At 71.6% G+C, this 22,840-nt stretch carries 20 protein-coding genes; 1 reads left to right on the top strand and 19 read right to left on the bottom strand.

Going from position 1 to position 22,840, the window contains the following annotated elements; translation table 11 throughout:
• Positions 1–60: 60 nt before the first annotated feature.
• Positions 61–1,293, top strand: coding sequence for an MFS transporter (locus GCE86_RS27440; protein WP_154229579.1), 1,233 nt, complete (start codon positions 61–63; stop codon positions 1,291–1,293).
• Positions 1,294–1,380: 87 nt separating this feature from the next.
• Here the strand turns inward: GCE86_RS27440 and GCE86_RS27435 are convergent, their stop codons facing one another.
• From GCE86_RS27435 to GCE86_RS27345, 19 genes are all read right to left on the bottom strand, one after another.
• Positions 1,381–2,463 carry a polyprenyl synthetase family protein gene (locus tag GCE86_RS27435; RefSeq protein WP_154229578.1) on the bottom strand — a complete coding sequence of 361 codons (1,083 nt, stop codon included), beginning with the start codon at positions 2,461–2,463 and terminating at the stop codon, positions 1,381–1,383.
• 87 nt (positions 2,464–2,550) lie between these two features.
• Positions 2,551–4,104: an NADH-quinone oxidoreductase subunit NuoN gene (gene nuoN, locus GCE86_RS27430; protein ID WP_154229577.1), complete on the bottom strand. Its 1,554-nt coding sequence runs from the start codon at positions 4,102–4,104 to the stop codon at positions 2,551–2,553.
• On the bottom strand, positions 4,101–5,633 hold the full coding sequence (locus GCE86_RS27425; protein ID WP_154229576.1) for an NADH-quinone oxidoreductase subunit M: 1,533 nt from the start codon (positions 5,631–5,633) through the stop codon (positions 4,101–4,103). Before GCE86_RS27425 ends, nuoN begins: the two co-directional genes overlap by 4 nt.
• A gap of 64 nt (positions 5,634–5,697) precedes the next feature.
• Complete coding sequence (nuoL, locus tag GCE86_RS27420; RefSeq protein WP_154229575.1) at positions 5,698–7,623, bottom strand: NADH-quinone oxidoreductase subunit L; 1,926 nt, start codon at positions 7,621–7,623, stop codon at positions 5,698–5,700.
• Between the two features lie 10 nt (positions 7,624–7,633).
• Positions 7,634–7,933 (bottom strand): NADH-quinone oxidoreductase subunit NuoK, encoded by a 300-nt coding sequence (gene nuoK / locus GCE86_RS27415; RefSeq protein ID WP_073834091.1) that lies wholly within the window; start codon positions 7,931–7,933, stop codon positions 7,634–7,636.
• Positions 7,930–8,700: an NADH-quinone oxidoreductase subunit J gene (locus GCE86_RS27410; RefSeq protein WP_154229574.1), complete on the bottom strand. Its 771-nt coding sequence runs from the start codon at positions 8,698–8,700 to the stop codon at positions 7,930–7,932. The genes nuoK and GCE86_RS27410 overlap by 4 nt, the downstream gene beginning before the upstream one ends.
• The gene (gene nuoI / locus GCE86_RS27405; RefSeq protein ID WP_091261226.1) at positions 8,697–9,338 is read right to left on the bottom strand and encodes an NADH-quinone oxidoreductase subunit NuoI; all 642 of its coding nucleotides are present in this window, start codon (positions 9,336–9,338) and stop codon (positions 8,697–8,699) included. The genes GCE86_RS27410 and nuoI overlap by 4 nt, the downstream gene beginning before the upstream one ends.
• Before the next feature lies 1 nt (position 9,339).
• Entirely contained in the window at positions 9,340–10,692 is a 1,353-nt protein-coding gene (gene nuoH / locus GCE86_RS27400; protein ID WP_154229573.1) for an NADH-quinone oxidoreductase subunit NuoH, read from the bottom strand.
• Positions 10,689–13,169, bottom strand: coding sequence for an NADH-quinone oxidoreductase subunit G (locus GCE86_RS27395; protein WP_154229572.1), 2,481 nt, complete (start codon positions 13,167–13,169; stop codon positions 10,689–10,691). The genes nuoH and GCE86_RS27395 overlap by 4 nt, the downstream gene beginning before the upstream one ends.
• Entirely contained in the window at positions 13,169–14,485 is a 1,317-nt protein-coding gene (gene nuoF / locus GCE86_RS27390) for an NADH-quinone oxidoreductase subunit NuoF (protein ID WP_154229571.1), read from the bottom strand. The genes GCE86_RS27395 and nuoF overlap by 1 nt, the downstream gene beginning before the upstream one ends.
• On the bottom strand, positions 14,482–15,579 hold the full coding sequence (gene nuoE, locus GCE86_RS27385; protein ID WP_154229570.1) for an NADH-quinone oxidoreductase subunit NuoE: 1,098 nt from the start codon (positions 15,577–15,579) through the stop codon (positions 14,482–14,484). Before nuoE ends, nuoF begins: the two co-directional genes overlap by 4 nt.
• Positions 15,576–16,901, bottom strand: coding sequence for an NADH-quinone oxidoreductase subunit D (locus GCE86_RS27380; protein ID WP_154229569.1), 1,326 nt, complete (start codon positions 16,899–16,901; stop codon positions 15,576–15,578). The genes nuoE and GCE86_RS27380 overlap by 4 nt, the downstream gene beginning before the upstream one ends.
• Positions 16,898–17,635, bottom strand: coding sequence for an NADH-quinone oxidoreductase subunit C (locus tag GCE86_RS27375; RefSeq protein WP_154229568.1), 738 nt, complete (start codon positions 17,633–17,635; stop codon positions 16,898–16,900). Before GCE86_RS27375 ends, GCE86_RS27380 begins: the two co-directional genes overlap by 4 nt.
• A complete protein-coding gene (locus GCE86_RS27370; protein ID WP_154229567.1) occupies positions 17,632–18,309 on the bottom strand; it encodes a NuoB/complex I 20 kDa subunit family protein in 678 nt (225 codons plus the stop codon). Before GCE86_RS27370 ends, GCE86_RS27375 begins: the two co-directional genes overlap by 4 nt.
• 14 nt (positions 18,310–18,323) lie before the next feature.
• Complete coding sequence (locus GCE86_RS27365) at positions 18,324–18,689, bottom strand: NADH-quinone oxidoreductase subunit A (RefSeq protein WP_073834101.1); 366 nt, start codon at positions 18,687–18,689, stop codon at positions 18,324–18,326.
• A 122-nt stretch (positions 18,690–18,811) separates the two neighbouring features.
• Entirely contained in the window at positions 18,812–20,086 is a 1,275-nt protein-coding gene (locus tag GCE86_RS27360) for a geranylgeranyl reductase family protein (protein ID WP_154229566.1), read from the bottom strand.
• 134 nt (positions 20,087–20,220) lie between these two features.
• Positions 20,221–20,439, bottom strand: coding sequence for a hypothetical protein (locus tag GCE86_RS27355; RefSeq protein ID WP_154229565.1), 219 nt, complete (start codon positions 20,437–20,439; stop codon positions 20,221–20,223).
• A 74-nt stretch (positions 20,440–20,513) separates the two neighbouring features.
• Positions 20,514–21,161 (bottom strand): demethylmenaquinone methyltransferase, encoded by a 648-nt coding sequence (locus GCE86_RS27350; protein ID WP_239542247.1) that lies wholly within the window; start codon positions 21,159–21,161, stop codon positions 20,514–20,516.
• A gap of 158 nt (positions 21,162–21,319) precedes the next feature.
• Entirely contained in the window at positions 21,320–22,564 is a 1,245-nt protein-coding gene (locus tag GCE86_RS27345) for a cell wall anchor protein (RefSeq protein ID WP_154229563.1), read from the bottom strand.
• Positions 22,565–22,840: the final 276 nt, after the last annotated feature.

Below are 22,840 nucleotides of genomic sequence, written 5' to 3'. Positions count from 1 at the left end.
ACAGTGCACCGACAGACACGATGAGCTGCCGAAACGGGACCGGCGTAGGTTTGGGCGGACATGATGGAAACCGCGCCGCCCCCCGCTCCGCCCGCGTCCCGGCACACCCTCCGGATCAACGCGGGCGCGATCGCCACCACGATCGCCTGCGTCCTGCCCGTCTTCCTCCTCGGCGGCCTGGCCGTGCAGATGGGCGACGACCTCCACTTCACCCCGGCCGGCCTCGGGCTGGCCGTCTCGGTCTACTTCGGCGTCAGCGCCCTCGCCTCGGTGCCCTCCGGCGCCCTGGTCGAGCGGTACGGGCCGGCCGTCGTGGCCCGCGCCGGCATCCTGCTCTCCGCCGGCTCACTGCTGGCCGTGGCGGGGCTGGCCCGGTCGTACCCGGTGCTCGTGGCGCTGCTCGCGCTCAGCGCCGCCGCCAACGCCCTCGGTCAGCTCGCGAGCAACGCGGCGCTGGCCCGCCACGTGCCCGCTCACCGGCAGGGGCTCTCGTTCGGGGTGAAGCAGGCCGCCATCCCGGTCTCCACCCTGCTGGCCGGCGCGGCGGTGCCGACCATCGCGCTGACCGCCGGCTGGCGCTGGGCGTTCGTGGTGGCCGCCCTCGCGGCGCTGGCCGCGCTGCCCGCCGTACCCCCGGCCGAGCGGGACCGGGTCCCGGGCGCCGCCGCCGGCGGGGCGGGCCGGGCCACGACGCCGCTCGTCGTGGTCGGCGTGGCGGCCACCCTGGCCGCCGCCGCGGCGAATGCGCTGGGCACCTTCGTGGTCGACTCGGCGGCCGGTCGGGGCCTGTCCCCGGCGCTGGCCGGGCTCACCCTCACCCTGGGCAGCGCGGTCTGCGTGATGGCGCGGGTGGGCACCGGCTGGCTGGCCGACCGCCGGGCGACCGGGCACGTCGCATTGATCGCCGGGATGCTGGTCGTGGGCGCCGTGGGGCTGGCCCTGCTCGCGGTGGCCGGCCCGGTGCCGCTGGTCGCCGGCGTGGTGCTCGGCTTCGGTCTCGGCTGGGCCTGGCCCGGGCTGATGAACTTCGCCGTGGTCCGCCTCCACCCGCAGGCCCCGGCCGCCGCCACCTCGATCACCCAGACCGGCGTGTACGCGGGCGGCTGCCTCGGCCCGCTCGGCCTGGGCACCCTCGCCGACACGGCCGGCTACCCGGCGATGTGGCTGGTGGCCGCGACAGCCATGCTCCTGGCCGCCGCCCTCATGCTGGCGGGCGCCCGCCTCCTGTCCCGCCCGGCCCCACCCCCACCCCGGCCCACGGCCCGGCCCACGCCCCGGCGATCATGGAGTTAGCGGCACTTGGGGAGATCGACTCCGCCGCTAACCTCATGATCAGTTAGCGGGGCGCAGTCGGGCGCCACCCGGTGGTGGGTCCGGGCGTTAGTTGGTGCGGTCGGCGATGTAGTCGCAGAGGGATTCGAGGGCGCGGCGGGCCGGGCCCTCGGGGAGCGGGGCGAGGCGGGCGCGGGCGTCCTCCGCGTAGCTGCGGACCGTCTCCCGGGCGCGCTTGAGCGCCGGGGACTCGCGGAGCAGGCCGAGGGCCTCGGCGTGCAGCGCGTCGTCGACCAGCGGGCCGGTGGCCAGGATCTCCCGGAGCCGGACGCTGGCCGCGTCGGCGTCGTCGGCGGCCAGCGCGTAGAGCACCGGCAGGGTCGGGACGCCCTCGCGCAGGTCGGTACCGGGCGTCTTGCCCGACTGCTCCGACTCGCTGGCGATGTCCAGCAGGTCGTCGGAGAGTTGGAAGGCCACCCCGATGATCTCGCCGTAGCCGGCCAGCGCCTCGACGTGCTCGGGGGACGCCCCGCTGAACATGCCGCCGAAGCGGGTCGAGGTGGCGATCAGCGAGCCGGTCTTCTCGGCGATGACGTGCAGGTAGTGCGCAACCGGGTCGGCGCCGCGCGGGCCGACCGTCTCGGCGATCTGCCCGTGCACGAGCCGGGCGAAGGTGCGCGCCTGGAGGCGTACGGCCTCCGGGCCCAGGTCGGCCGCGATGTCCGCGGCACGGGCGAAGAGGTAGTCGCCGACCAGGATGGCCACCGAGTTGGTCCAGCGGGAGTTGGCGCTCGGGGCGCCCCGGCGCACGGCCGCCTCGTCCATCACGTCGTCGTGGTAGAGCGTCGCCAGGTGAGTGAGCTCCATCACCACGGCGGCGGGTACGACCTGCGCGGCGTCCGGGTCGCCGAACTGGGCGCCCAGCGCAACCAGCAGCGGGCGGAACCGCTTGCCGCCGGCCTCCAGCAGGTGCCGGGCCGCCTCGGTGATGAGGGGGTCGGCGCTGGCCACGCTGGCCCGCAGGTGGACCTCGACCCGCTCCAGGACGCCCAGCACGGACGCCTCGACGCGCGGGTCGGCGAGGTGCATGCCGAGCGCGCCGAACTGACCCGTGGCCTCCGGGCCCGGACGACCGCCCGGCCCGGTGGCACCTGAACGCTCGCCAGCCGGAATCACCACGCCATCAACCATGCCACACCCGTTCGACCTGCCCAGCGAGGGGGATACGGACCGGGGGCCGGCACGCCACGGCGTACCGGCCCCCGGGTGGAACCTGGGTCATCGCACGAATTCGGCGGCACCGTTGGCCAGGTCGAGCAGGGGCGCCGGGGCGACACCCAGGACCAGCGTGGCGAGCACGCCGATGACCAGGGCAGCCGAGGTGAGCGCCCCGGGCACGGTGACCGTCGGGGTGGCGTCGCCCGGCTCGGAGAGCCACATCATCACCACGACCCGCAGGTACGGGAAGGCCAGCACCATGCTGGTCAGCACGCCCGCGATCACCAGCCAGGCCTGGTTCGCGTCCAGCGCCGGGGCGAAGACGGCGAACTTGCTGGTGAACCCGCTGGTGAGCGGGATACCGGCGAAGGCCAGCAGGATGAACGTGAAGATCGCCGCGAAGAACGGCGACCGGCGGCCCAGCCCGGCCCAGCGGGACAGGTGGGTGGCCTCCCCGTCGGCGTCCCGGACCAGGGTCACCACGGCGAACGCGGCGAGCACCGAGAAGCCGTACGCGACCAGGTAGAACATCGTGCCGGAGAGCCCCTCCTTGCTGGGTGCCAGCACGCCCACCAGCAGGTAGCCCGCGTTCGCGATCGACGAGTACGCCAGCAGCCGCTTGATGTCCGTCTGGGTGACGGCCAGCACCGCGCCGACCAGCATGGTCAGCACCGCCACGGCGCCGAGCACCGGGGTGAAGTCCCAGGAGGCGCCCGCGAAGGCGACGTGGAAGACCCGCAGCAGGGCGCCGAACGCGGCGACCTTGGTGCAGGCGGCCATGAAGCCGGTCACCGGGGTCGGCGCGCCCTGGTAGACGTCCGGGGTCCAGACGTGGAAGGGGGCGGCCGCGGCCTTGAAGAGCAGGCCGATGGCGAGCAGCGCCATGCCGGCGAAGAGCAGCACCGGGCTGGACGAGGACTCGGACACCGCGGCGTGCACGGTGGCGAAGTCGACGCCCGCGCCCCGGCCCGGGATCCCGGAGGTGAAGCCGTAGATCAGGGCCACGCCGAACAGGAAGAACGCCGAGGCGTACGCGCCGAGCATGAAGTACTTCAGCGCGGCCTCCTGGCTCAGCAGCCGCCGGCGGCGGGCCAGCGCGCAGAGCAGGTAGAGCGGCAGCGAGAAGACCTCGAGCGCGATGAACATGGTCAGCAGGTCGTTCGCGGCCACGAAGATCAGCATGCCGCCGATCGCGAAGGTGACCAGCGGGTACACCTCGGTGGTGCCGCCCATCCCGTCGGCCTGCCGCCGGTCGTCGGCGGACTCGGCGGTGACCGCGGCGTGGGCCACGAAGGCCCCGCCCCGCTCCACCGTGCGCTCGCCGACGAGCAGCAGCGCCATGGCGGCCAGGATCAGGATGGCGCCCTGGAGGAAGAGCGTCGGCCCGTCCACCGCGATGGCCTGGCCGGCGGTGATCAGCCGGTCGTCGGCGTTCAGGATCACCATGGTCAGCGCGACGAACACCGCGACCAGGGCGAGCGCGAGCTGCACCGGGTTGCGCAGGCGGCGCGGCACGAACGCCTCGACGAGGACGCCGACCAGTGCGGCGCCCAGCATGATCAGGATGGGAGCGAGCGCCGCGTAGTCGATCGACGGCAGCTTCAGTTCACTCACTTCGCAGCCTCCTGGACGCTGCCGATCTCAGGGGCGGGATCGGTCTTGCCGACGTCCTGCATGGTCGCCTGGACGGCGGGGTTGATGACATCGGTGACCGGCTTGGGATAGAAGCCGAGCAGCACGATCAGCGCGATCAGCGGGGCGACCACGACCTTCTCGCGCAGGCTGAGGTCCCGGCGCATGCCGTCGACCTCGGTGAGGGCCGGGTTGAGGGTGCCCTGGGTGGTGCGCTGCACCATCCACAGCACGTACGCCGCGGCCAGGATGATGCCGAGTGTGGCGATCACCGCGACCGGCTTGTTCGTGGTGAACGTGCCGATCAGCACCAGGAACTCGGAGACGAACGGCGCGGTGCCGGGCAGCGCCAGCGAGGCGAGACCGGCGAAGAAGAGCACGCCGGCGAGCAGCGGCACCAGCTTGCCCGCGCCGCCGAAGTCACTGATCAGCGCCGAGCCGCGGCGGGCGATCAGCATGCCCACCACGAGGAAGAGCAGGCCGGTGGCCAGGCCGTGGTTGAGCATGTAGAGCACCGCGCCCGTGCCGGCCTGGGTGGTGAAGGCGAAGATGCCCACACCGATGAAGCCGAAGTGCGCGATCGAGGTGTACGACACCAGCCGCTTGAGGTCGTTCTGCCCGACCGCCAGCAGCGCGGCGTAGATGATGCCGATCACGCCGAGCGCCAGCGCCCACGGGGCGAACCACCGCGACGCCTCGGGGAACAGCGGCAGGCAGTACCGCAGGATCCCGAAGGTGCCGACCTTGTCGAGCACGCCGACCAGCAGCGCCGCGGCGCCGGCCGGGGCCGCGCCACCGGCGTCCGGCAGCCAGGTGTGGAACGGGAAGAACGGCGCCTTGATCGCGAACGCGAGGAAGAAGCCGAGGAACAGCCAGCGGGCCGTGTCGGTGGCGAACTCGGCCTGGCTGAGCGCCTGCCAGTCGAAGGTCTTTCCGCCGACCACCCAGAGGCCGATCACCGCGGCCAGCATGAACAGGCCGCCGACCAGGGAGTAGAGGAAGAACTTGACCGCCGCGTACTGCCGCTGGTGGCCGCCGTAGCTGCCGATGAGGAAGTACATCGGCACCAGCATGACCTCGAAGAACACGTAGAACAGGAAGACGTCGGCGGCCGCGAAGACGCCGATCATCGTGCACTCGAGGATGAGCAGCAGCGCGAAGTAGACCGGCACCGAGCGCCTGGACGACTCGGCGTCGTGCCAGGACGCCAGGATCACCAGCGGCACCAGGATCGCGATCAGCATCAGCATGACCAGGGCGATGCCGTCCACCTCGAAGGTGAAGTTGACGCCCCAGTTCGGGATCCACGCGTACGACTCGCGGAACTGGAATCGGTCACCGTCGGCCTGGAAGGCGATCCACATGACCACCGACAGCACCAGCACCAGCAGCGACCAACCGAACGCCACCAGCTTGGCCAGGTCCGGGTTGCGTCGCGGCAGCAGGGCCACGATCAGGGCGCCGACCAGCGGTGCCACGGTCAGCACCGAGAGGAACGGGAAGTTGGACATTATTCGGCCTTACCTCCGTCGTGACTGCGTGGCCCGCCGGCGGGGGCGGCCGCGTTGAGGTCGATCACGCCAGCCACCCCGCCTGCACCGCCAGGAACGCCGCCACCACGAGCAGCGCGCCGGTCAGGATCGAGGTCGCGTACGACCGCACGAAACCGGTCTGCAGCCGCCGGAGCCGGCCCGAGCCACCGCCCACCGCGGCGGCGAGGCCGTTGACCAGCCCGTCGACGCCCCGGTTGTCGAGGAACACCAGCGCCCGGGTGAGGAAGATGCCCGGCTTCTCGAAGACCGCCTCGTTGACGGCGTCCGTGTAGAGGTTCCGGCGGGCGGCGGTGACCAGCACGCCGGCCGGCTGCGGCTCGGTGGCCGTGCCGTTGCGGAACAGGAACCAGGCCAGCCCGGCGCCGAGCAGGGTCACCAGCACCGACAGCGCGGTGATCAGCCAGTGCGCCAGGACCGGGGCGTGCTCCGCGTGCTCACCGCCGAGGCCGGCGGTCGCCTCCAGCCAGTCCGGCACGGTGGTGGCCATCAGGCCACCGGCGGCCACCGAGCCGATCGCCAGCAGGATCAGCGGGATGGTCATCAGCTTCGGCGACTCGTGCGGGTGCTCGATGTCCTCGGTCCACCGCTTCGGGCCGTGGAAGGTGAGCACGAAGAGCCGGGTCATGTAGAACGCGGTCAGCCCGGCGCCGAGCAGCGCGGCCAGGCCGAAGAGCCAGGCCGTCCAGCCCTCCCGCTCGAACGCGGCCGCGATGATCGGCTCCTTCGAGAAGTAACCGGAGAGCGGCGGGATGCCGATGATCGCGAGCCAGCCCGTCATGAAGGTCAGCCAGGTGACCTTCATGTACTTCGACAGGTTGCCGAAGCGGCGGATGTCCACCTGGTCGTTCATGCCGTGCATGACCGAGCCGGCGCCGAGGAACATGTTGGCCTTGAAGAAGCCGTGCGCCAGCAGGTGCACGATGGCCAGCGCGTACGCCGCGCCGCCCAGGCCGACGCCGAGGAACATGTAGCCGATCTGGCTCACCGTGGACCAGGCCAGCACCCGCTTGATGTCGTCCTTGGCCGCGCCGATGATGCAGCCCATCAGCAGCGTGACCGCGCCGACGCTGACCACCACGAGCTGGAGGGTGTGGTCGGCCGAGAAGATCGGGTTGGAGCGGGCGATCAGGTAGACACCCGCGGTGACCATGGTCGCGGCGTGGATGAGCGCGGAGACCGGGGTGGGGCCCTCCATGGCGTCCGGCAGCCACGCCTGGAGCGGGAACTGGCCGGACTTGCCCGTCGCGCCGAGCAGCAGCAGCAGGCCGAGCACCAGCACCGTGGTCGAGGTCAGCGAGCCGACCCCGTTGAAGACCTCGTCGTACTGGGTGGTGCCGAGCATGGCGAACATGACGAAGATGCCGATGGCCAGGCCGGCGTCGCCGACCCGGTTCATGAGGAACGCCTTCTTGCCGGCGGTGGCCGCGCTCGGCCGCCCGTACCAGAAGGAGATCAGCAGGTACGACGCCAGACCGACGCCCTCCCAGCCGAAGTAGAGCATCACGTAGTTGTTGCCGAGCACCAGCAGCAGCATCGCGGCGACGAACAGGTTGAAGTACCCGAAGAACCGCCGCCGGCCCTCGTCGTGCGCCATGTACTCGACCGCGTAGAGGTGGATCAGGAAGCCCACCCCGGTGATCAGCAGTACGAACACCGCGGCCAGCGGGTCGAAGAGCAGACCGAAGTCCACCTTAAGGTCGCCGACCGTGATGAACTGCCAGAGGCTCTGCTCGACCTGCTTGTTCTCCAGGCCACGGAGCTGGAAGAAGTAGGTCAGGCCGAGCACGAAGGCGGCGCCGATGGCCGCCACGCCCAGCCAGTGGCCCCAGCGGTCCGCCCGCTTGCCGAGCAGCAGCAGGATCGCCGCGCTCACCAGCGGGATGGCCACCAGCAGCCAGACACTGCCCAACAGCCCGCTGGCCTGGGCGAATTCCACAGTCTCTTCCACCACGAGCCCCTCAGTACTTCAGCAGGTTGGCGTCGTCGACGCTCGCCGAGCGCCGGGTCCGGAAGATCGACATGATGATGGCGAGCCCGACCACGACCTCGGCCGCGGCCACCACCATCACGAAGAACGCCATGATCTGGCCGTTCAGGTCGCCGTTGATGCGGCTGAACGTGACCAGCGTCAGGTTGGCCGCGTTGAGCATCAGCTCGACGCACATGAACAGCACGATCGCGTTGCGCCGGATCAGCACGCCGACGGCGCCGATGGTGAACAGCACCGCCGCGAGGATCAGGTAGTAGTCCGGGGTCACTTCTCCGTCCCCTTCAACGAGGTCTCCTCGGCGGTGAGCTCCCGCACCGGCATGATCTCCGGGATGCTGCGGTCGGTCAGCCGGCCGTCGGGCAGGCGGGCCGGGGTGGCCACCGAGGACGACGTGGCGAAGACACCCGGTCCGGGCTTCGGGCCGGGGTAGTTGCCGGGACGGAACCGGGCCTTCATGGTGGCGATCTGGTCCATCCGGTCCTCCTTGCGCCGCTCCACGTGCGCCAGCACCATCGCGCCCACCGCCGCCGTGATGAGCAGCGCGGAGGTCAGCTCGAAGGCGAAGACGTACTTGGTGAAGAGCAGCCGGGCGATGCCCTGCACGTTGCCCTCGGCGTTGGCCCGGTCGAGGCCGACGGCCTGCACGCCCTCCAGCGCCCGGTAGAGCCCGGAGCCGACCAGGCCGGCGAACCCGAGCCCGAGCACCACGGCGGCGACCCGCTGGCCGCGCAGCGTCTCGATGAGCGAGTCGGAGGCGTCCCGGCCGACCAGCATCAGCACGAACAGGAACAGCATCATGATCGCGCCGGTGTAGACGATGATCTGCACCATGCCGATGAACGGGCCGGCCTGGAGGACGTAGAACACGCCCAGGCAGAGCATGGTCAGCACCAGCCAGAGCGCCGAGTGCACGGCGTTGCGCGCCCAGACCATGCCGATGGCCCCGATCAGGGCCAGCGGGGCGAGGATCCAGAAGGTGACCTCCTCACCCCCGGACACCTGGCCCGCCGCGGCGAGCACCGTCTGCGTGGTCATGCTCCTGCTCCCTTGCCCGCCTCGGCCCGCTGCGCGGCCTGCTCGGCGCCGGGGAAGGTCACGCCGGGGTGCTCCTCCACCTGGTACCGGCCCGGGCCCATGGGCGAGTGCTCGGCGCCGGCCGAGGTGCCCGGGTTGGTCAGCCCGCCGACGTAGTAGTCCTTCTCGCTGTCGCCCAGCCGCATCGGGTGCGGCGGCTGCTCCATGCCGGGCAGCAGCGGCGCGAGCAGCTGCTCCTTCGTGAAGATCAGGTCCTGCCGGTTGTCCCGGGCCAGCTCGTACTCGTTGCTCATGGTGAGCGAGCGGGTCGGGCAGGCCTCGATGCAGAGCCCGCAGAAGATGCACCGGGCGTAGTTGATCTGGTAGACGCTGGCGTACCGCTCACCCGGGGAGAAGCGCTGCTCCTCGGTGTTGTCGCCACCCTCCACGTAGATCGCGTCCGCCGGGCAGGCCCACGCGCACAGCTCGCAGCCGATGCACTTCTCCAGCCCGTCCGGGTGCCGGTTGAGGATGTGCCGCCCGTGGTAGCGCGGCGCCGAGACCGGCGGCTTGAACGGGTAGTCGGTGGTGACGACCTTCTTGAACATGTGCGAGAAGGTGACCCCGAAGCCCTTGAACGTTCCGGTGATCGCGCCCACGTCACACCTCCCCTGACTCCGAGCCGGCGACGACGTTGGCCGGCTCCCGCTCGGCGACCACGCGCTTGGTACGCGGGCTCGGCGGAACCTGAAGATCCATCGGCGGCAGCGGGAAGCTGCCGTGCGGACGGGTGTTCACCTGCTCCTGCAACGGCTGCTTCGGCGCCTTCTTCCGGCTCGGCCAGAAGAGCGTGGCCAGCAGCAGCACGCCCGCGCCGATGGCGGTGGCGAGCAGCCGGTCCTTGGTCTGCCAGTCCTCGATCGAGCGCAGCCCGCTCAGGACCAGGATCCAGACCAGGTTGATCGGCAGCAGGACCTTCCAGCCGAAGCGCATGAACTGGTCGTAGCGGAGCCGGGGCAGGGTGCCCCGCAGCCACACGAAGACGAAGACCAGGGCGACGACCTTGCCGAAGAACCACAGCATCGGCCACCAACCCGAGTTGGCGCCCGCCCAGAGCGTGATCGGCCAGGGGGCCCGCCAGCCGCCGAGGAACAGCGTGGTGGTGACCGCGGACATGGTCACCATCGAGACGTACTCGGAGAGCATGAAGAGCGCGAACTTCAGCGAGCTGTACTCGGTCATGAAGCCCGCCACCAGCTCCGACTCCGCCTCGGGCAGGTCGAACGGCGCCCGGTTGGTCTCACCGACCATGGCGATGAAGAAGATGACGAAGCTGGGCAGCAGCAGGATCGCGTACCAGCCGGGGGCCGGGATCTGCTGGCCGGCGATGGTGAGCTGCGTGGCGTCCCCCTGCGCGGCGACGATCCCGCTGGTCGACATCGTGCCGGCGGTCATGAACACCGCCACGATGCTCAGCCCCATGGCGACCTCGTACGAGATCATCTGGGCGCTGGACCGGAGACCGCCGAGCAGCGGGTACGTCGAGCCCGAGGCCCAGCCGCCGAGCACGATGCCGTAGATGCCCATCGAGGAGCAGGCCAGGATCACCAGCACCGCCACCGACACGTCGGTGACCTGCAGCGGCGTCCAGTGGCCGAAGATGCTCACCTTCGGGCCGAACGGCACCACCGACAGCGCGGTGACCGCGCAGATCACCGAGATGGTCGGCGCGAAGAAGAAGACCACCTTGTCGGCGGCGCGCGGGAGGATGTCCTCCTTGAACGCCATCTTCAGGCCGTCCGCCAGGGTCTGCAGCAGGCCGAACGGGCCGACCTGGTTGGGGCCGGGCCGGACGGCCATGCGGCCGACCACCCGGCGCTCGAACCAGACGCCGAGCAGCGTGGCCAGCAGGCCGAACACGAACGCGAAGACGATCTTGCCGAGGACCAGCCACCACGGGTCCTTGCCGAAGTCGGCCAGCGTCGGGTCCTGCGCCGCGAGGTAGAGGTTCACTGGACACTCCCGGTGTTGAGGAGCGGACCCGGACGGCCGGCCACGTCCGCGGCGACCGCCGCGGCCGAGACCTTCACGACCTCGCCGGACGCCACGCCGAGGCTGCGCCGGACGGTCGAGCCGGGTGAGTTGGTCGGCAGCCAGACGACGCCGTCCGGCATCTCGGTGATCGCGGTCGGCAGGGTGACCGCGCCGCGGTCGGTGCCGACGGTCACCGGGTCGCCGTCCGCGACGCCGAGCGCCTCGGCCGTGCCCTTGCCCAGCCGGACCACCGGCGGGCGGGCGGTGCCGGCGAGGTGCTCGTCGCCGTCGGTGAGGCTGCCCAGGTCGAGGAGCTGGTGCCAGGTCGCCAGCACGGCCTCCCCGGCGCCGGGCTGCGGCACGGCGGCCGGCTCGACCGACGGGGCGGACGGCCGGTCCACCCGGGTCGGCGGTAGCGCGCCCAGCTCGCGGCGGACGCTCTGCACGTCGCCCGTGCCGAGCCGCACGTCGAGCTGCGCGGCGATCGCGTCGAGCACCCGGCCGTCGGTCATGGCACCGGTGTCCAGCACCTTCTCGAAGGTGCGCAGCCGGCCCTCCCAGTCCAGGAAGCTGCCGGCCTTCTCGACCACCGGAGCGACCGGGAAGACCACGTCGGCCCGGCGGGCCACCGCGCTCATCCGCAGCTCCAGGCTCACCAGGAACGGCACCGCGTCCAGGGCCTGCTCGGCCAGGCGCGGGTCGGCCAGGTCGGCCGGGTCGACGCCGGCCACCACGAGGGCGCCGAGCTGACCGTTGGCCGCGGCCGCGAGGATGCCGTCGGTGTCCCGCCCGGCCTGGCTCGGGATCACCCCGGCCGGGATGTCCCACGCCTCGCCCAGCTCGGCGCGGGCGGCCGGCTCGGTGACCACGCGGCCACCGGGAAGCAGGTTGGGCAGGCAGCCCGCGTCGACCGCGCCGCGGTCACCCGCGCGCCGCGGCACCCAGGCCAGCCGGGCCCCGGTACGCCGGGCCACGTCCGCCGCGGCGGACAGGCCGCCGGGCACCGCACCCAGCCGCTCGCCGACGATCAGGAGGGCACCCGGCTGGCTCAGGGCCTCGGCCACCGTGGCGTGCTCGGCCAGCACGCTGGCCTCCTCGCCCGGCACGACCCGGGCCAGCTTGGCCCCGAGCTTCTCCAGGCCGCGCGTGGCGAACGGCGCGAGCGCGTACACCGTGAGCTTCTTCTTCAGGTACGCCTTGCGCAGCCGCAGGAAGAGGATCGGGCACTCCTCCTCCGGCTCCAGGCCGACCAGCACCACGGCGGGCGCGTTCTCCACGTCCGCGTAGGTCACGTCGGTGACCCCGGCGACGCTGCTGGCCAGGAAGTCGGCCTCCTCGCGGGAGACCGGGCGGGCCCGGAAGTCGATGTCGTTGGTGTGCAGGCCCACCCGCGCGAACTTCGCGTACGCGTAGGCGTCCTCGACGGTGAGCCGGCCGCCGGTCAGCACCGCCGTGCCCGACCCGCCGTCCCGGGCGGCACGCAGCCCCTCGGCGGCCCGGGTCAGCGCCTCGCTCCAGGACGCCTCACGCAGCTCGCCGGTCCGCTCGTCCCGCACCAGCGGGGTGGTGAGCCGGTCGAACGCGCGGGTGTACTGGAAGCCCCAGCGACCCTTGTCGCAGTTCCACTCCTCGTTCACCGCCGGGTCGTCACCGGCCAGCCGGCGCAGCACCTTGCCCCGCCGCCAGTCAGTGCGCTGGGCGCAACCGGCCGCGCAGTGCTCGCAGGCGCTGGGGGTGGAGACCAGGTCGAACGGGCGGGCGCGGAACCGGTACTGCGCGCCGGTCAGCGCGCCCACCGGGCAGATCTGCACGGTGTTGCCCGAGAAGTAGGAGTTGAAGGGGACGTCACCCTCGTCGCCCTGCTCGCCATAGGCGTCGTCCCGGTAGATGTTGATCTCCTCGGCGGACGACCGGCCCATCAGGTCGATGAACTTGTCGCCGGCGATCTCCTCGGAGAACCGGGTGCAGCGCTGGCAGAGCACGCAGCGCTCGCGGTCGAGCAGCACCTGGGTGCTGATCGGCAGCGGCTTCGGGTACTCCCGCTTGTGCTCGTGGAACCGGGAGTCCGTGCGGCCGGTGGACATGGCCTGGTTCTGCAGCGGGCACTCGCCGCCCTTGTCGCACATCGGGCAGTCCAGGGGGTGGTTGAGGAGCAGCAGCTCCATCACCCCCTCCTGGGCCTTCTTGGCGACCGGCGAGGTGAGCTGGGTCCGGACCACCATGCCGTCGGCCACGGTCTGGGTGCAGGAGGCGACCGGCTTGCGCTGGCCCTCCACCTCCACCAGGCACTGCCGGCAGGCGCCGGCCGGGGCCAGCAGCGGGTGGTCGCAGAACCGCGGGATCTCGGTGCCCAACTGCTCGGCGACCCGGATCAGCAGCGCCCCCTTGGGGGCGGTGACCTGGACGCCGTCGATGGTCAGGGTGACGGTCTCGGTCTGCTTGGCTACGTCGGTCATCAGTGGGCTCCCACCAGCTGCTTCTCGGAGAGCTTCGGCGCGGTACGTCCCTCGATGTAGTCGAGGTAGTCCTGCTTGAAGTACTTCAGCGACGAGGTCACCGAACTGGTCGCACCGTCGCCCAGGCCGCAGAACGAACGGCCGAGGATGTTGTCGCAGGTGTCGAGCAGGGTGTCCAGGTCCTCGTGGGTGCCCTGGCCGGCGAGGATCCGCCGGTAGACCCGGACCATCCAGTAGTTGCCCTCGCGGCACGGGGTGCACTTGCCGCACGACTCGTGGTGGTAGAACTCCAGCCACCGGTAGGTCGCGTACACCGGGCAGTCCTGGTCGGAGAAGATCTGCGTGGCCGTGGTGCCCAGGATCGAGCCGGCCGCCGCCACCCCTTCGAAGTCCAGCGGCACGTCCAGGTGCTCGGCCGTGAGCAGCGGCGTCGACGAGCCGCCCGGGGTCCAGAACTTCAGGTTGTGCCCGGGCTGCATGCCGCCGGCCAGCTCGATCAGCTCCCGCAGGGTGATGCCCATGGAGCACTCGAACTGGCCCGGGTTGGCGATCCGGCCGGAGAGCGAGTAGATCATCGGGCCGGACGACTTCTCCGTGCCCATGGTCTTCCACCAGTCGGCGCCGCCCAGCACGATGTACGGCACGCTGGCGATGGTGCCTACGTTGTTCACCACGGTCGGGCTGGCGTACAGGCCGTGGGTCGCCGGGAACGGCGGGCGCAGCCGAGGCTGGCCCCGGAAGCCCTCCAGCGAGTCCAGCAGCGCGGTCTCCTCGCCGCAGATGTACGCCCCGGCGCCGGAGTGCACCACCAGCTCGAGGTCGAAGCCGGTGCCCTGGATGTTCCGGCCGAGGTAGCCCTTGGCGTACGCCTCCTGCACGGCGTTGCGCAGCCGGCGGGCGGCGTGCACGGCCTCACCCCGGATGTAGATGTACGCCCGGTTGGCCCGGATCGCGTACGAGGCGATGATGACGCCCTCGACCAGCGAGTGCGGGTCGTGGGTCATGAGCGGCAGGTCCTTGCAGGTGCCCGGCTCGCCCTCGTCGGCGTTCACGACGAGGTAGTGCGGCTTGCCGTCGCCCTGCGGGATGAACCCCCACTTGAGACCGGTCGGGAAGCCCGCGCCGCCACGGCCGCGCAGCCCGGAGTCCTTGATGAGCTGGATCAGGTCGTCCGGGTGCGCCTTGAGCGCCTTGCGCAGGGCGGCGTAGCCGTCCAGCTTCTCGTAGGTGCCGATCCGCCAGGCGTCCGGCGACAGCCAGCGCTTGGTGAGCACCGGCGTCAGCTTGGCCAGCGTCTCCGGCCGAGGAGCGGTCACTTCTGGACCCCCGTTTCGCTCGCGACCGCCGGGCCCGCGCCGTTGGCGCCCGCCCCGGCCTCCGCTTCCTTGAGGTTGCGCTGCTGCGCCCCGGCCTCGTCGCCGGCGGGCTTGCCGTCACCGGCCGGCGGGTTGGCCGCCACGCCGGCGGACTCGGCCGCCTGCGCGTCGCGGGGCGCCGGCGCCGTGGAGTCCGTCGGGACCTTGGTGCCCGGGGCGTCCGCCACCGCGGTGCTCGCGTCCGGCTGCCGGGTCTCGGCGGTACGCACCTGCGGCGACTTGTCGTCCGGCGCCTTCACGTCCGGCGCGGTGCTCCCGGTGGCCGCCGCGGGCTTCACCGGCTCGGGGGCCGGGGCCGGCTTCGCGGCCTCGGCCTTCGCCTTCGCCTCGGCGGCGGCCTTGTCGGCCTCGGCCTTGCTGCGGATCGGGGTGTTCGGGTCGAAGCCCGGCACCGAAATGCCGTGCTGCTCGGCCAGGCGCAGGCCGCGCAGGGTCGCCTCGCCCGGCCCGCCGTCGGCCACCGCGCCGTCCCGCTCGTCGGCGAAACCGGCGAGCTGGACGGCCATCTCCTTGAGGGTGCAGAGCCGGGCGCCCCGGGTCGGCATCGGCCGGCCCCCGGCCCGCAGCTCCTCCACCACGCCGAGCGCGCCCTGCGGGTCGACGTTGTCGAAGAAGTCGTAGTTGACCGTCATGACCGGGCCGTAGTCGCACGCCGCCAGGCACTCGGCGTGCTCCAGGGTGATCTTCCCGTCCGCGGTGGTCTCGTCGTGCCCGACGCCCAGGTGCTCGGCGAGGGTGTCGTAGACCTCCTGGCCGCCGAGCACGTTGCACATGGTGTTGGTGCAGACGCTGACCAGGTAGTCACCGGTCGGCTTGCGCTTGTACATGGTGTAGAAGGTCGCGACCGCGCCGACCTGGGCCTTGTTCAGGCCGAGCACCTCGGCGCAGAACTCGACGCCGGCCGGGGAGACGTACCCCTCCTCGGACTGGACCAGGTGCAGCAGCGGCAGCAGGGCCGAGCGGGACCGGTCCGCCGGGTACCGGGCGATGATCTCGCGCGCCCGCTCCCGGGTCTCTTCGGTAAACACAGTCATCGGTCACAACCACCCATCACGGGGTCCAGCGAGGCGCCACCGGCGATCACGTCGGCGATCAGGCCGCCCTCGGCCATGGCCGGGAGGGCCTGGAGGTTGACGAAGCTCGGTTCCCGGTAGTGCACCCGGTAGGGCCGGGTGCCGCCGTCGGAGACCGCGTGCACGCCCAGCTCGCCGCGAGGCGACTCGACGGCGACGTACACCTGGCCCGGCGGGACCCGGAAGCCCTCGGTGACGAGCTTGAAGTGGTGGATCAGCGACTCCATCGACTGACCCATGATCTTGGCGACGTGCTCCAGCGAGTTGCCCATGCCGTCCACGCCGATGGCGAGCTGCGCCGGCCAGGCGATCTTGCGGTCGGCGACCATCACCGGCCCCGGCTTGAGCCGGTCGAGGGCCTGCTCGACCAGCTTCAGCGACTCCCGGATCTCGGCCAGCCGGACCAGGTAGCGGCCCCAGACGTCGCCGTCGGTGTGCGTGGGCACGTCGAACTCGTACGTCTCGTAGCCGCAGTACGGCATGGTCTTGCGCAGGTCCCAGGCGAGGCCGGCCGAGCGGAGCACCGGGCCGGTCACGCCCAGCGCGAGGCAGCCGGTCACGTCGAGCACGGCCACGTTCTTGGTGCGCTCGATCCAGATCGGCTGGCCGGAGAGCAGGTCCTCGTACTCCTTGAGCTTCTTCGGCATCAGCTTCAGGAAGTCGCGGATCTTGACGATCGCGTCGTCCGGCACGTCCTGCGCCACGCCGCCCGGCCGCACGTACGCGTGGTTCATGCGCAGGCCGGTGATGGTCTCGAAGATGTCGAGGATGTACTCCCGCTCGCGGAAGCCGTACAACATCATGTTGATGGCGCCCAGCTCCATGCCGGTGGTCGCCAGCCAGACGAGGTGCGACGAGATCCGGTTGAGCTCCATCATGAGCACCCGGATGGTGGTGGCCCGCTCGGTGATGTCGTCGGCGATGCCGAGCAGCTTCTCCACCGCGAGCGCGTACGCCGTCTCGTTGAACAGCGGGGAGAGGTAGTCCATCCGGGTCACGAAGGTCGAGCCCTGGACCCAGTTCCGGTATTCGAGGTTCTTCTCGATGCCGGTGTGCAGGTAGCCGATGACCGAGCGGGCCTCGCGGACCGTCTCGCCCTCCAGCTCCAGGATCAGCCGGAGCACGCCGTGCGTGGACGGGTGCTGCGGACCCATGTTGACGACGATCCGCTCGTCGTTGATCGGGTCGGTGCCGGAGACGACCTGGTCCCAGTCCCCACCGGTGACGGTGAAGACCTTGCCCTCGGTGGTCTCGCGCTCGGTCGCGTAGTTCGACGTCGTCACTGGTAGGACCTCCTCCGGTCCGGCGGCGGGATCTCGGCGCCCTTGTACTCCACCGGGACGCCGCCCAGGGGGTAGTCCTTGCGCTGCGGGTGCCCCTCCCAGTCGTCCGGCATGAGGATCCGGGTCAGGTTGGGGTGGCCGTCGAAGACGATGCCGAACATGTCGTACGTCTCCCGCTCCTGCCAGTCGGCGGTCGGGTAGACGGCGGTGACGCTCGGCAGGTGCGGGTCCTCGGCGGAGACCGCGGCCTCCAGCCGGACCCGGCGCCGGTAGGTCATCGAGGTGAGCTGGTAGACCACGTGCAGCCGGCGCCCGTCGGCGCCCAGGTAGTCCACACCGGACACCGAGGAGCAGAGCTCGAAGCGCAGCGCCAGGTCGTCGCGCATGACCTGGCAGACCTCGGCGATCCGCTCCGGGCGGACGTGCAGGGTCAGCTCACCCCGGTCGACCACGACCTTCTCGATCGCGTCGCCGAACTGGGGGTACGCCTCCTCCAGCGCGTCGCGCACCTCGTCGAAGTAGCCCCCGTACGGCCGGGCGGCCTCCTCGATCGGCTTGCGCTGGCGGACCAGACCGCCGTAGCCGGAGACGTCGCCGGTGCCCTGGTTGCCGAACATGCCGCGCCCGGCCGGGCTGGCCGGCGGGTACTCCGCCGGGGCGGTGCTGCTGGCGCCGGCCGGGGTGGTCGGGACCGGCACGCCGCCGTCGTTGTTCTTGTCGTTCGGTGCCGTCATTTCGGGCCCCCCTGCGACTGGAGGTGGTTCTGCGCCTTCATCCAGTTCTCGATCCGCAACTGCTCCTCACGCCCCTCGCGGACCGCCTGGGTCCACTCGGCGCGCCGGGCCTTGTCGCTGCGGTACGACGACGGCATCGAGCCGTACGGCACCACGGGCACGTCGCCGCGCTCCTTGCGGGCCTCCAGCATCTTGCGGCCGTTCGCGCCGAGCGGCTCGTACATGATCTTCTCGCGGAGCTTGAGGACCGCGTCGATGAGCATCTCGGGCCGGGGCGGGCAGCCGGGGAGGTACATGTCGACCGGCACGACGTGGTCGACGCCCTGCACGATGGCGTAGTTGTTGAACATGCCGCCGCTGCTGGCGCAGACGCCCATGGAGATGACCCAGCGGGGCTCGGCCATCTGGTCGTAGATCTGGCGCAGGACCGGGGCCATCTTCTGGCTGACCCGGCCGGCCACGATCATCAGGTCCGCCTGCCGTGGCGAGGCCCGGAAGACCTCCATGCCCCAGCGGCCCATGTCGTAGTGCGGGCCACCGGCGGCCATCATCTCGATGGCGCAGCAGGCCAGGCCGAAGGTGGCGCCCCAGACGGACGACTTCCGCGACCAGTTGACCAGCTTCTCCACGGAGGTGAGCAGGACGCCGGCCGGGAGCTTCTCCTCGATGCCCATCTGACGTACCTCCCTCAGTCCCAGTCCAGGCCGCCGCGCCGCCAGACGTAGGCGTAGGCGACGAAGACCGCGACGATGAACAGGACCATCTCCACGAAGCCGAAGATCGGCAGGGCGTCGAAGGAGACCGCCCAGGGGTAGAGGAAGATGATCTCGATGTCGAAGACGATGAAGAGCATCGCCGTCAGGTAGAACTTGATCGGGAACCGGCCGCCGCCGACGGGCTGCGGGCTCGGTTCGATGCCGCACTCGTACGCCTCGAGCTTGGCCTTGTTCAGTCGCCGGGGGCCGGCGAATCGGGCGGCGGCCACGGAGAACAGCGCGAACCCCGCGGCGAGGGCGAACAGCCCGATGATCGGTGCGTAAGGAGAGAGCGTCATCGTTGTCTCCTGCTCGTCCTTCCCTGACCTCGGTGGTTGGCGAAAATCACACTATTCACGTCCCTCACGACCTCGGCGGCGGGGGTCGATCTTTGTCGGTCCCGGGGCCCGGGACCGGTGGTCTACACGGCCGGAGCCACCTTCGTCATCGCGTTGATGACCCGGTCCATGGCGTCCCCGCCCCGGGGGTCGGTGAGGTTGGCCAGCAGCTTGAGCACGAAGCGCATCAGCATCGGGTGCGGCATGCCGTGCTTGGTGGCCATCCGCATGACCTCGGGCCGGCCGATGAGCTTCACGAAGATCCCGCCGAGCCGGTAGTAGCCGCCGAAGCGGGCCTTCAGCTCCTGCGGGTACGCGAGCAGCGCCCGCTCCCGCTCCGCGCCGGCCGGGCGGGCGAGCGCCTGCACCGCGACCTCGGCAGCCAGTTCGCCGGACTCCATGGCGTACGCGATGCCCTCGCCGTTGAACGGGTTGACCATGCCGCCGGAGTCGCCGACCAGCAGGACGCCGCGGGTGTAGTGCGGCACGCGGTTGAAGCCCATGGGCAGCGCGGCGCCGAGGATCGGCCCCTCCGCGTTGGCCTCGTCGGTCATCCCCCAGTCCTCGGGGGTGTTGGCCAGCCAGTCGGTGAGCAGCCGGCGGTAGTTCGTCTTGCCGAAGGCCGAGGACGAGTTGAGCACGCCCAGGCCGACGTTCACCCGGCCGTCGCCGAGGCCGAAGATCCAGCCGTAGCCGGGCAGCAGCGCGTCGCTGCCCTTGGCCCGCAGCTCCAGCCACGACTCCAGGTAGTCGTCGTCGTGCTTGGCGGGCGAGCGGTAGTAGCGGCGGACCGCCACGCCGATCGGCCGGTCCTCCCGCTTGGCCAGCCCGAGGGCGAGGGGGAAGCGACCGGAGACGCCGTCGGCGGCGACGACGAGCGGCGCGTGGAAGGTGGCGGGCTCCTTCTCCGGGCCCACCTCGGCCTGCACCCCGATCACCCGGTCGTCGGCGTCGAGCACCGGGGCCAGGACGTTGACGCTGGTCCGCAGCTTCGCCCCGGCGGCCACGGCCCGCTGCGCGAGCAGGTCGTCGAAGTCGAGCCGGGTCCGGACCAGGCCGTAGCCGGGGAAGCTGGCCAGCTCGGGCCAGTCCAGTTCCAGGCGTATGCCGCCGCCGATCACCCGCAGGCCCTTGTTGTGCAGCCAGCCGGCCTCGGGCGAGGTGTCCACGCCCATCCGGACGAGCTGCCGCACGGCCCGGGGCGTGAGCCCGTCGCCGCAGACCTTCTCCCGGGGAAATTCGGTCTTCTCCAGCAGCAGCACGCGTACGCCGTGCCGCGCCAGGTGGTACGCCGTCGCCGATCCTCCGGGACCGGCGCCCACGACGATGACGTCGGCGTCGTTCTCCACCGCGGTCATCCGCGCCTCCTCCCGCATGCTCGTGAAATGCTTCACAAGCCGATCGGGTTGGAGTCTATGACCGGCGTTACACCTGTATGCGCTGAGGGGGGCCTAACTCGCGGAAACAGGCCGGCGGGGGCGCGGCCGGACGGTCAGGGGCGGGCGGCGGCGGCCGGTCCCAGGCCGGCGTCGAGCCGGATCGCCTCCGGCAGGTGATCGCGCAGCGCGCCGCCGGCCGCACGGTCGAGCGCGGCCAGCACCTCGGCGACCACCTGGCGGACGTCGGCGGGGTCCGCACCGGCCAGCTCCCGGAGCTGGGCGATCAGTTCGGCCGCGTCGTCGTCGGTGGTCGCCTGGTCTGGTCCCGTCATGGGGGCGAGCTTACGGGACAAAGTAGAGCCAAAACGGATATTCACGAAATGGCCATATTGTCCTGGCCCGCGGGTCAGTCCCGGATCGCGCGGTGCAGCGCCACGACGCCGCCGGTCAGGTTCCGCCAGGCCACCCGGCCCCACCCGGCCGCGCCGATGCGCGCGGCCAGCGCCGCCTGGTCCGGCCAGGCGCGGATCGACTCGGCGAGGTAGACGTAGGCGTCGGGGTTGCTCGAGACAGTGCGGGCCACCGCCGGCAGCGACCGCATGAGGTACGACAGGTAGACCGTGCGGAACGCCGGGTTCACCGGGGTACTGAACTCGCAGACCACCAGCCGGCCGCCCGGGCGGGTGACCCGGGCGAGCTCACGCAGCGCCGCGTCGGTGTCGTTGACGTTGCGCAGCGCGAAGGAGATGGTGACCGCGTCGAAGCTGGCGTCGGCGAAGGGCAGCCGCAGGGCGTCCCCGGCCAGCAGCGGCACCCCCGGCCGGGTGCGCTTGCCGGCGTGCAGCATCCCGAGCGACAGGTCGGCGCCCACCGCGTACGCCCCGGAGTGGGCCAGTTCCTCGGTCGAGACGCCGGTGCCGGCGCCCACGTCCAGCACCCGCTCGCCGGGCCGCAGCCCCAGCGCCGCCCGGGTGGCCCGCCGCCAGAACCGGTCCTGCCCGAAGGAGAGCACGGTGTTGGTCAGGTCGTAGCGGGCGGCCACGCCGTCGAACATCGCGGCGACCTCGTGCGGCTGCTTGTCCAGGCTGGCGCGCTGGCCCTGCGGGGTACGGCTCACCCCTCCACTCTGCCAGCCGGCCCGCGCCCGGCTCCTCCCGGGTACGCGAAAGGGCGGGGTGGTCACCCACCCCGCCCTGTCGCTGTCCAGGTCGGTCAGTCCTCGGCCCGCTCGTCGGTCGGCGTGACGAGAACCACCTTCCGGCGGCGCGAGAGCATCAGCAGCGCCCCGCCGGCCAGCAGGATGGCCGCGCCGATCCCACCGATCAGCCCGACCTGCACACCGGTCACCGGGAGGCCGCCGCCGGCACCACCGCCCGCGGTCGGCGCGGGACTCGCCGTCGCGCCACCGCTGGGGGTCGGCTCCGCGGTCGGAGTCGGCTGCGCGGTCGGGGTCGGGGTCGGGGTGGGCTGCGTGGTCAGGTCGACGAAGACGTCGAACTGGGCCGTGTTGTCGCCGTCGTCGGTCTCGGTGAAGGTGCGCCGCTGCGCCGAGCTGGCCACCCGGGGCTCCTCCTCGGGCTCGCCGGAGGCGGCGTCGAGCCCGGAGGCGAACACGAAGCCGGGACGGAGCACCGGCTCGGTGACGTCCGCGCGGACCTTCACCCGGACACCGGCGGTGTAGTACTCGCCCGGCTTCAGCACCGCGCCACCGTCCTCGCAGTACGCCGTGGCCAGGCCGCCCAGGTCCTGCTCCACGCAGCCCTCGGGCAGCTCGGCGAAGGTGACGCCGGCCGGCAGCGCGATGCCGTACGCGACGCCCGTGGCGCGGCGGCTGCCGTCGTTGAAGACCGCCCAGTCCAGCGGGGCGGTCTCGCCCGGCCGCACCGGCTTCAGGCCGGACTCACCGGCCTCGTCGCCGTCGACCTGCACGTCCGCGTACACGTCCTGCACCCACGTGGTGAGGTCGTAGCCGGGCTCGGTGACGGTGATGTCGTGCTCGACGGTGTTGTTCTCCAGGTCGGGATCGGCGGTGGCCGCGCTGATGGTGACCCGCAGCGTGCCCGCGGCGCCCTTGCCGCCGGTGGAGAAGAGCGGGATGCCGAAGTCCTCAGTGGTGCCGGCGGCCAGGTCACCGAGCAGGCAGGAGAACTCGGTGCCGTCGACCTCGCAGCCCTCGGGCACCACGACGCCGACCTTCCGGGGCTTGAGACCCTTGGTCTCCACAGTGACCCGGACGTCCTTGGCGCCGGCGGTGCCCGTGGTGTTGTCCACCTGGAACTTGAAGGGCTTGGCCCTGGCCTCCTCGACGCCCTTGGCCAGCTGGTAGCTGAGCGGGATGAGCTGGAGGTCGGCCTGGTCGGCGGCCTGCGCGGGGCCGGCGACGACACCGAGACCGCCCGCGGCCAGGAGGGTGACGACGCCGGCACGGGCCAGCGCCGATCGGTGCAGGAAAGTCATGAATCCCCCGGGGTAAAGGGACGCGTCGATGGTTGCGGAACGAAAGGACGCTACCGGAGCGACGTCGCGACGCGCCAGAACCCCTGCATGAATTCCTCCGTCCTCTGCGGAGCATCGACAGCAGGGGCGGGATGGTGACCCATCCCGCCCCTGCTGCCGTGCGTTATGTGAACGACCCTCGCGGGCCGATGGAGGACGACCGTCAGGCGCAGCGTAGCCGCCGGCGGCGTCGCGCGGGCCAGGGTCGCGCTGGTCGCGGCCGTCCTGTTACCTGGG

Origin of the sequence: Micromonospora terminaliae, assembly GCF_009671205.1 — a bacterium.
Classification (GTDB): Bacteria; Actinomycetota; Actinomycetes; order Mycobacteriales; family Micromonosporaceae; genus Micromonospora; species Micromonospora terminaliae.
Note: the sequence above shows the minus strand (reverse complement) of the source record. Positions and strands in the feature narration are given on the sequence as shown.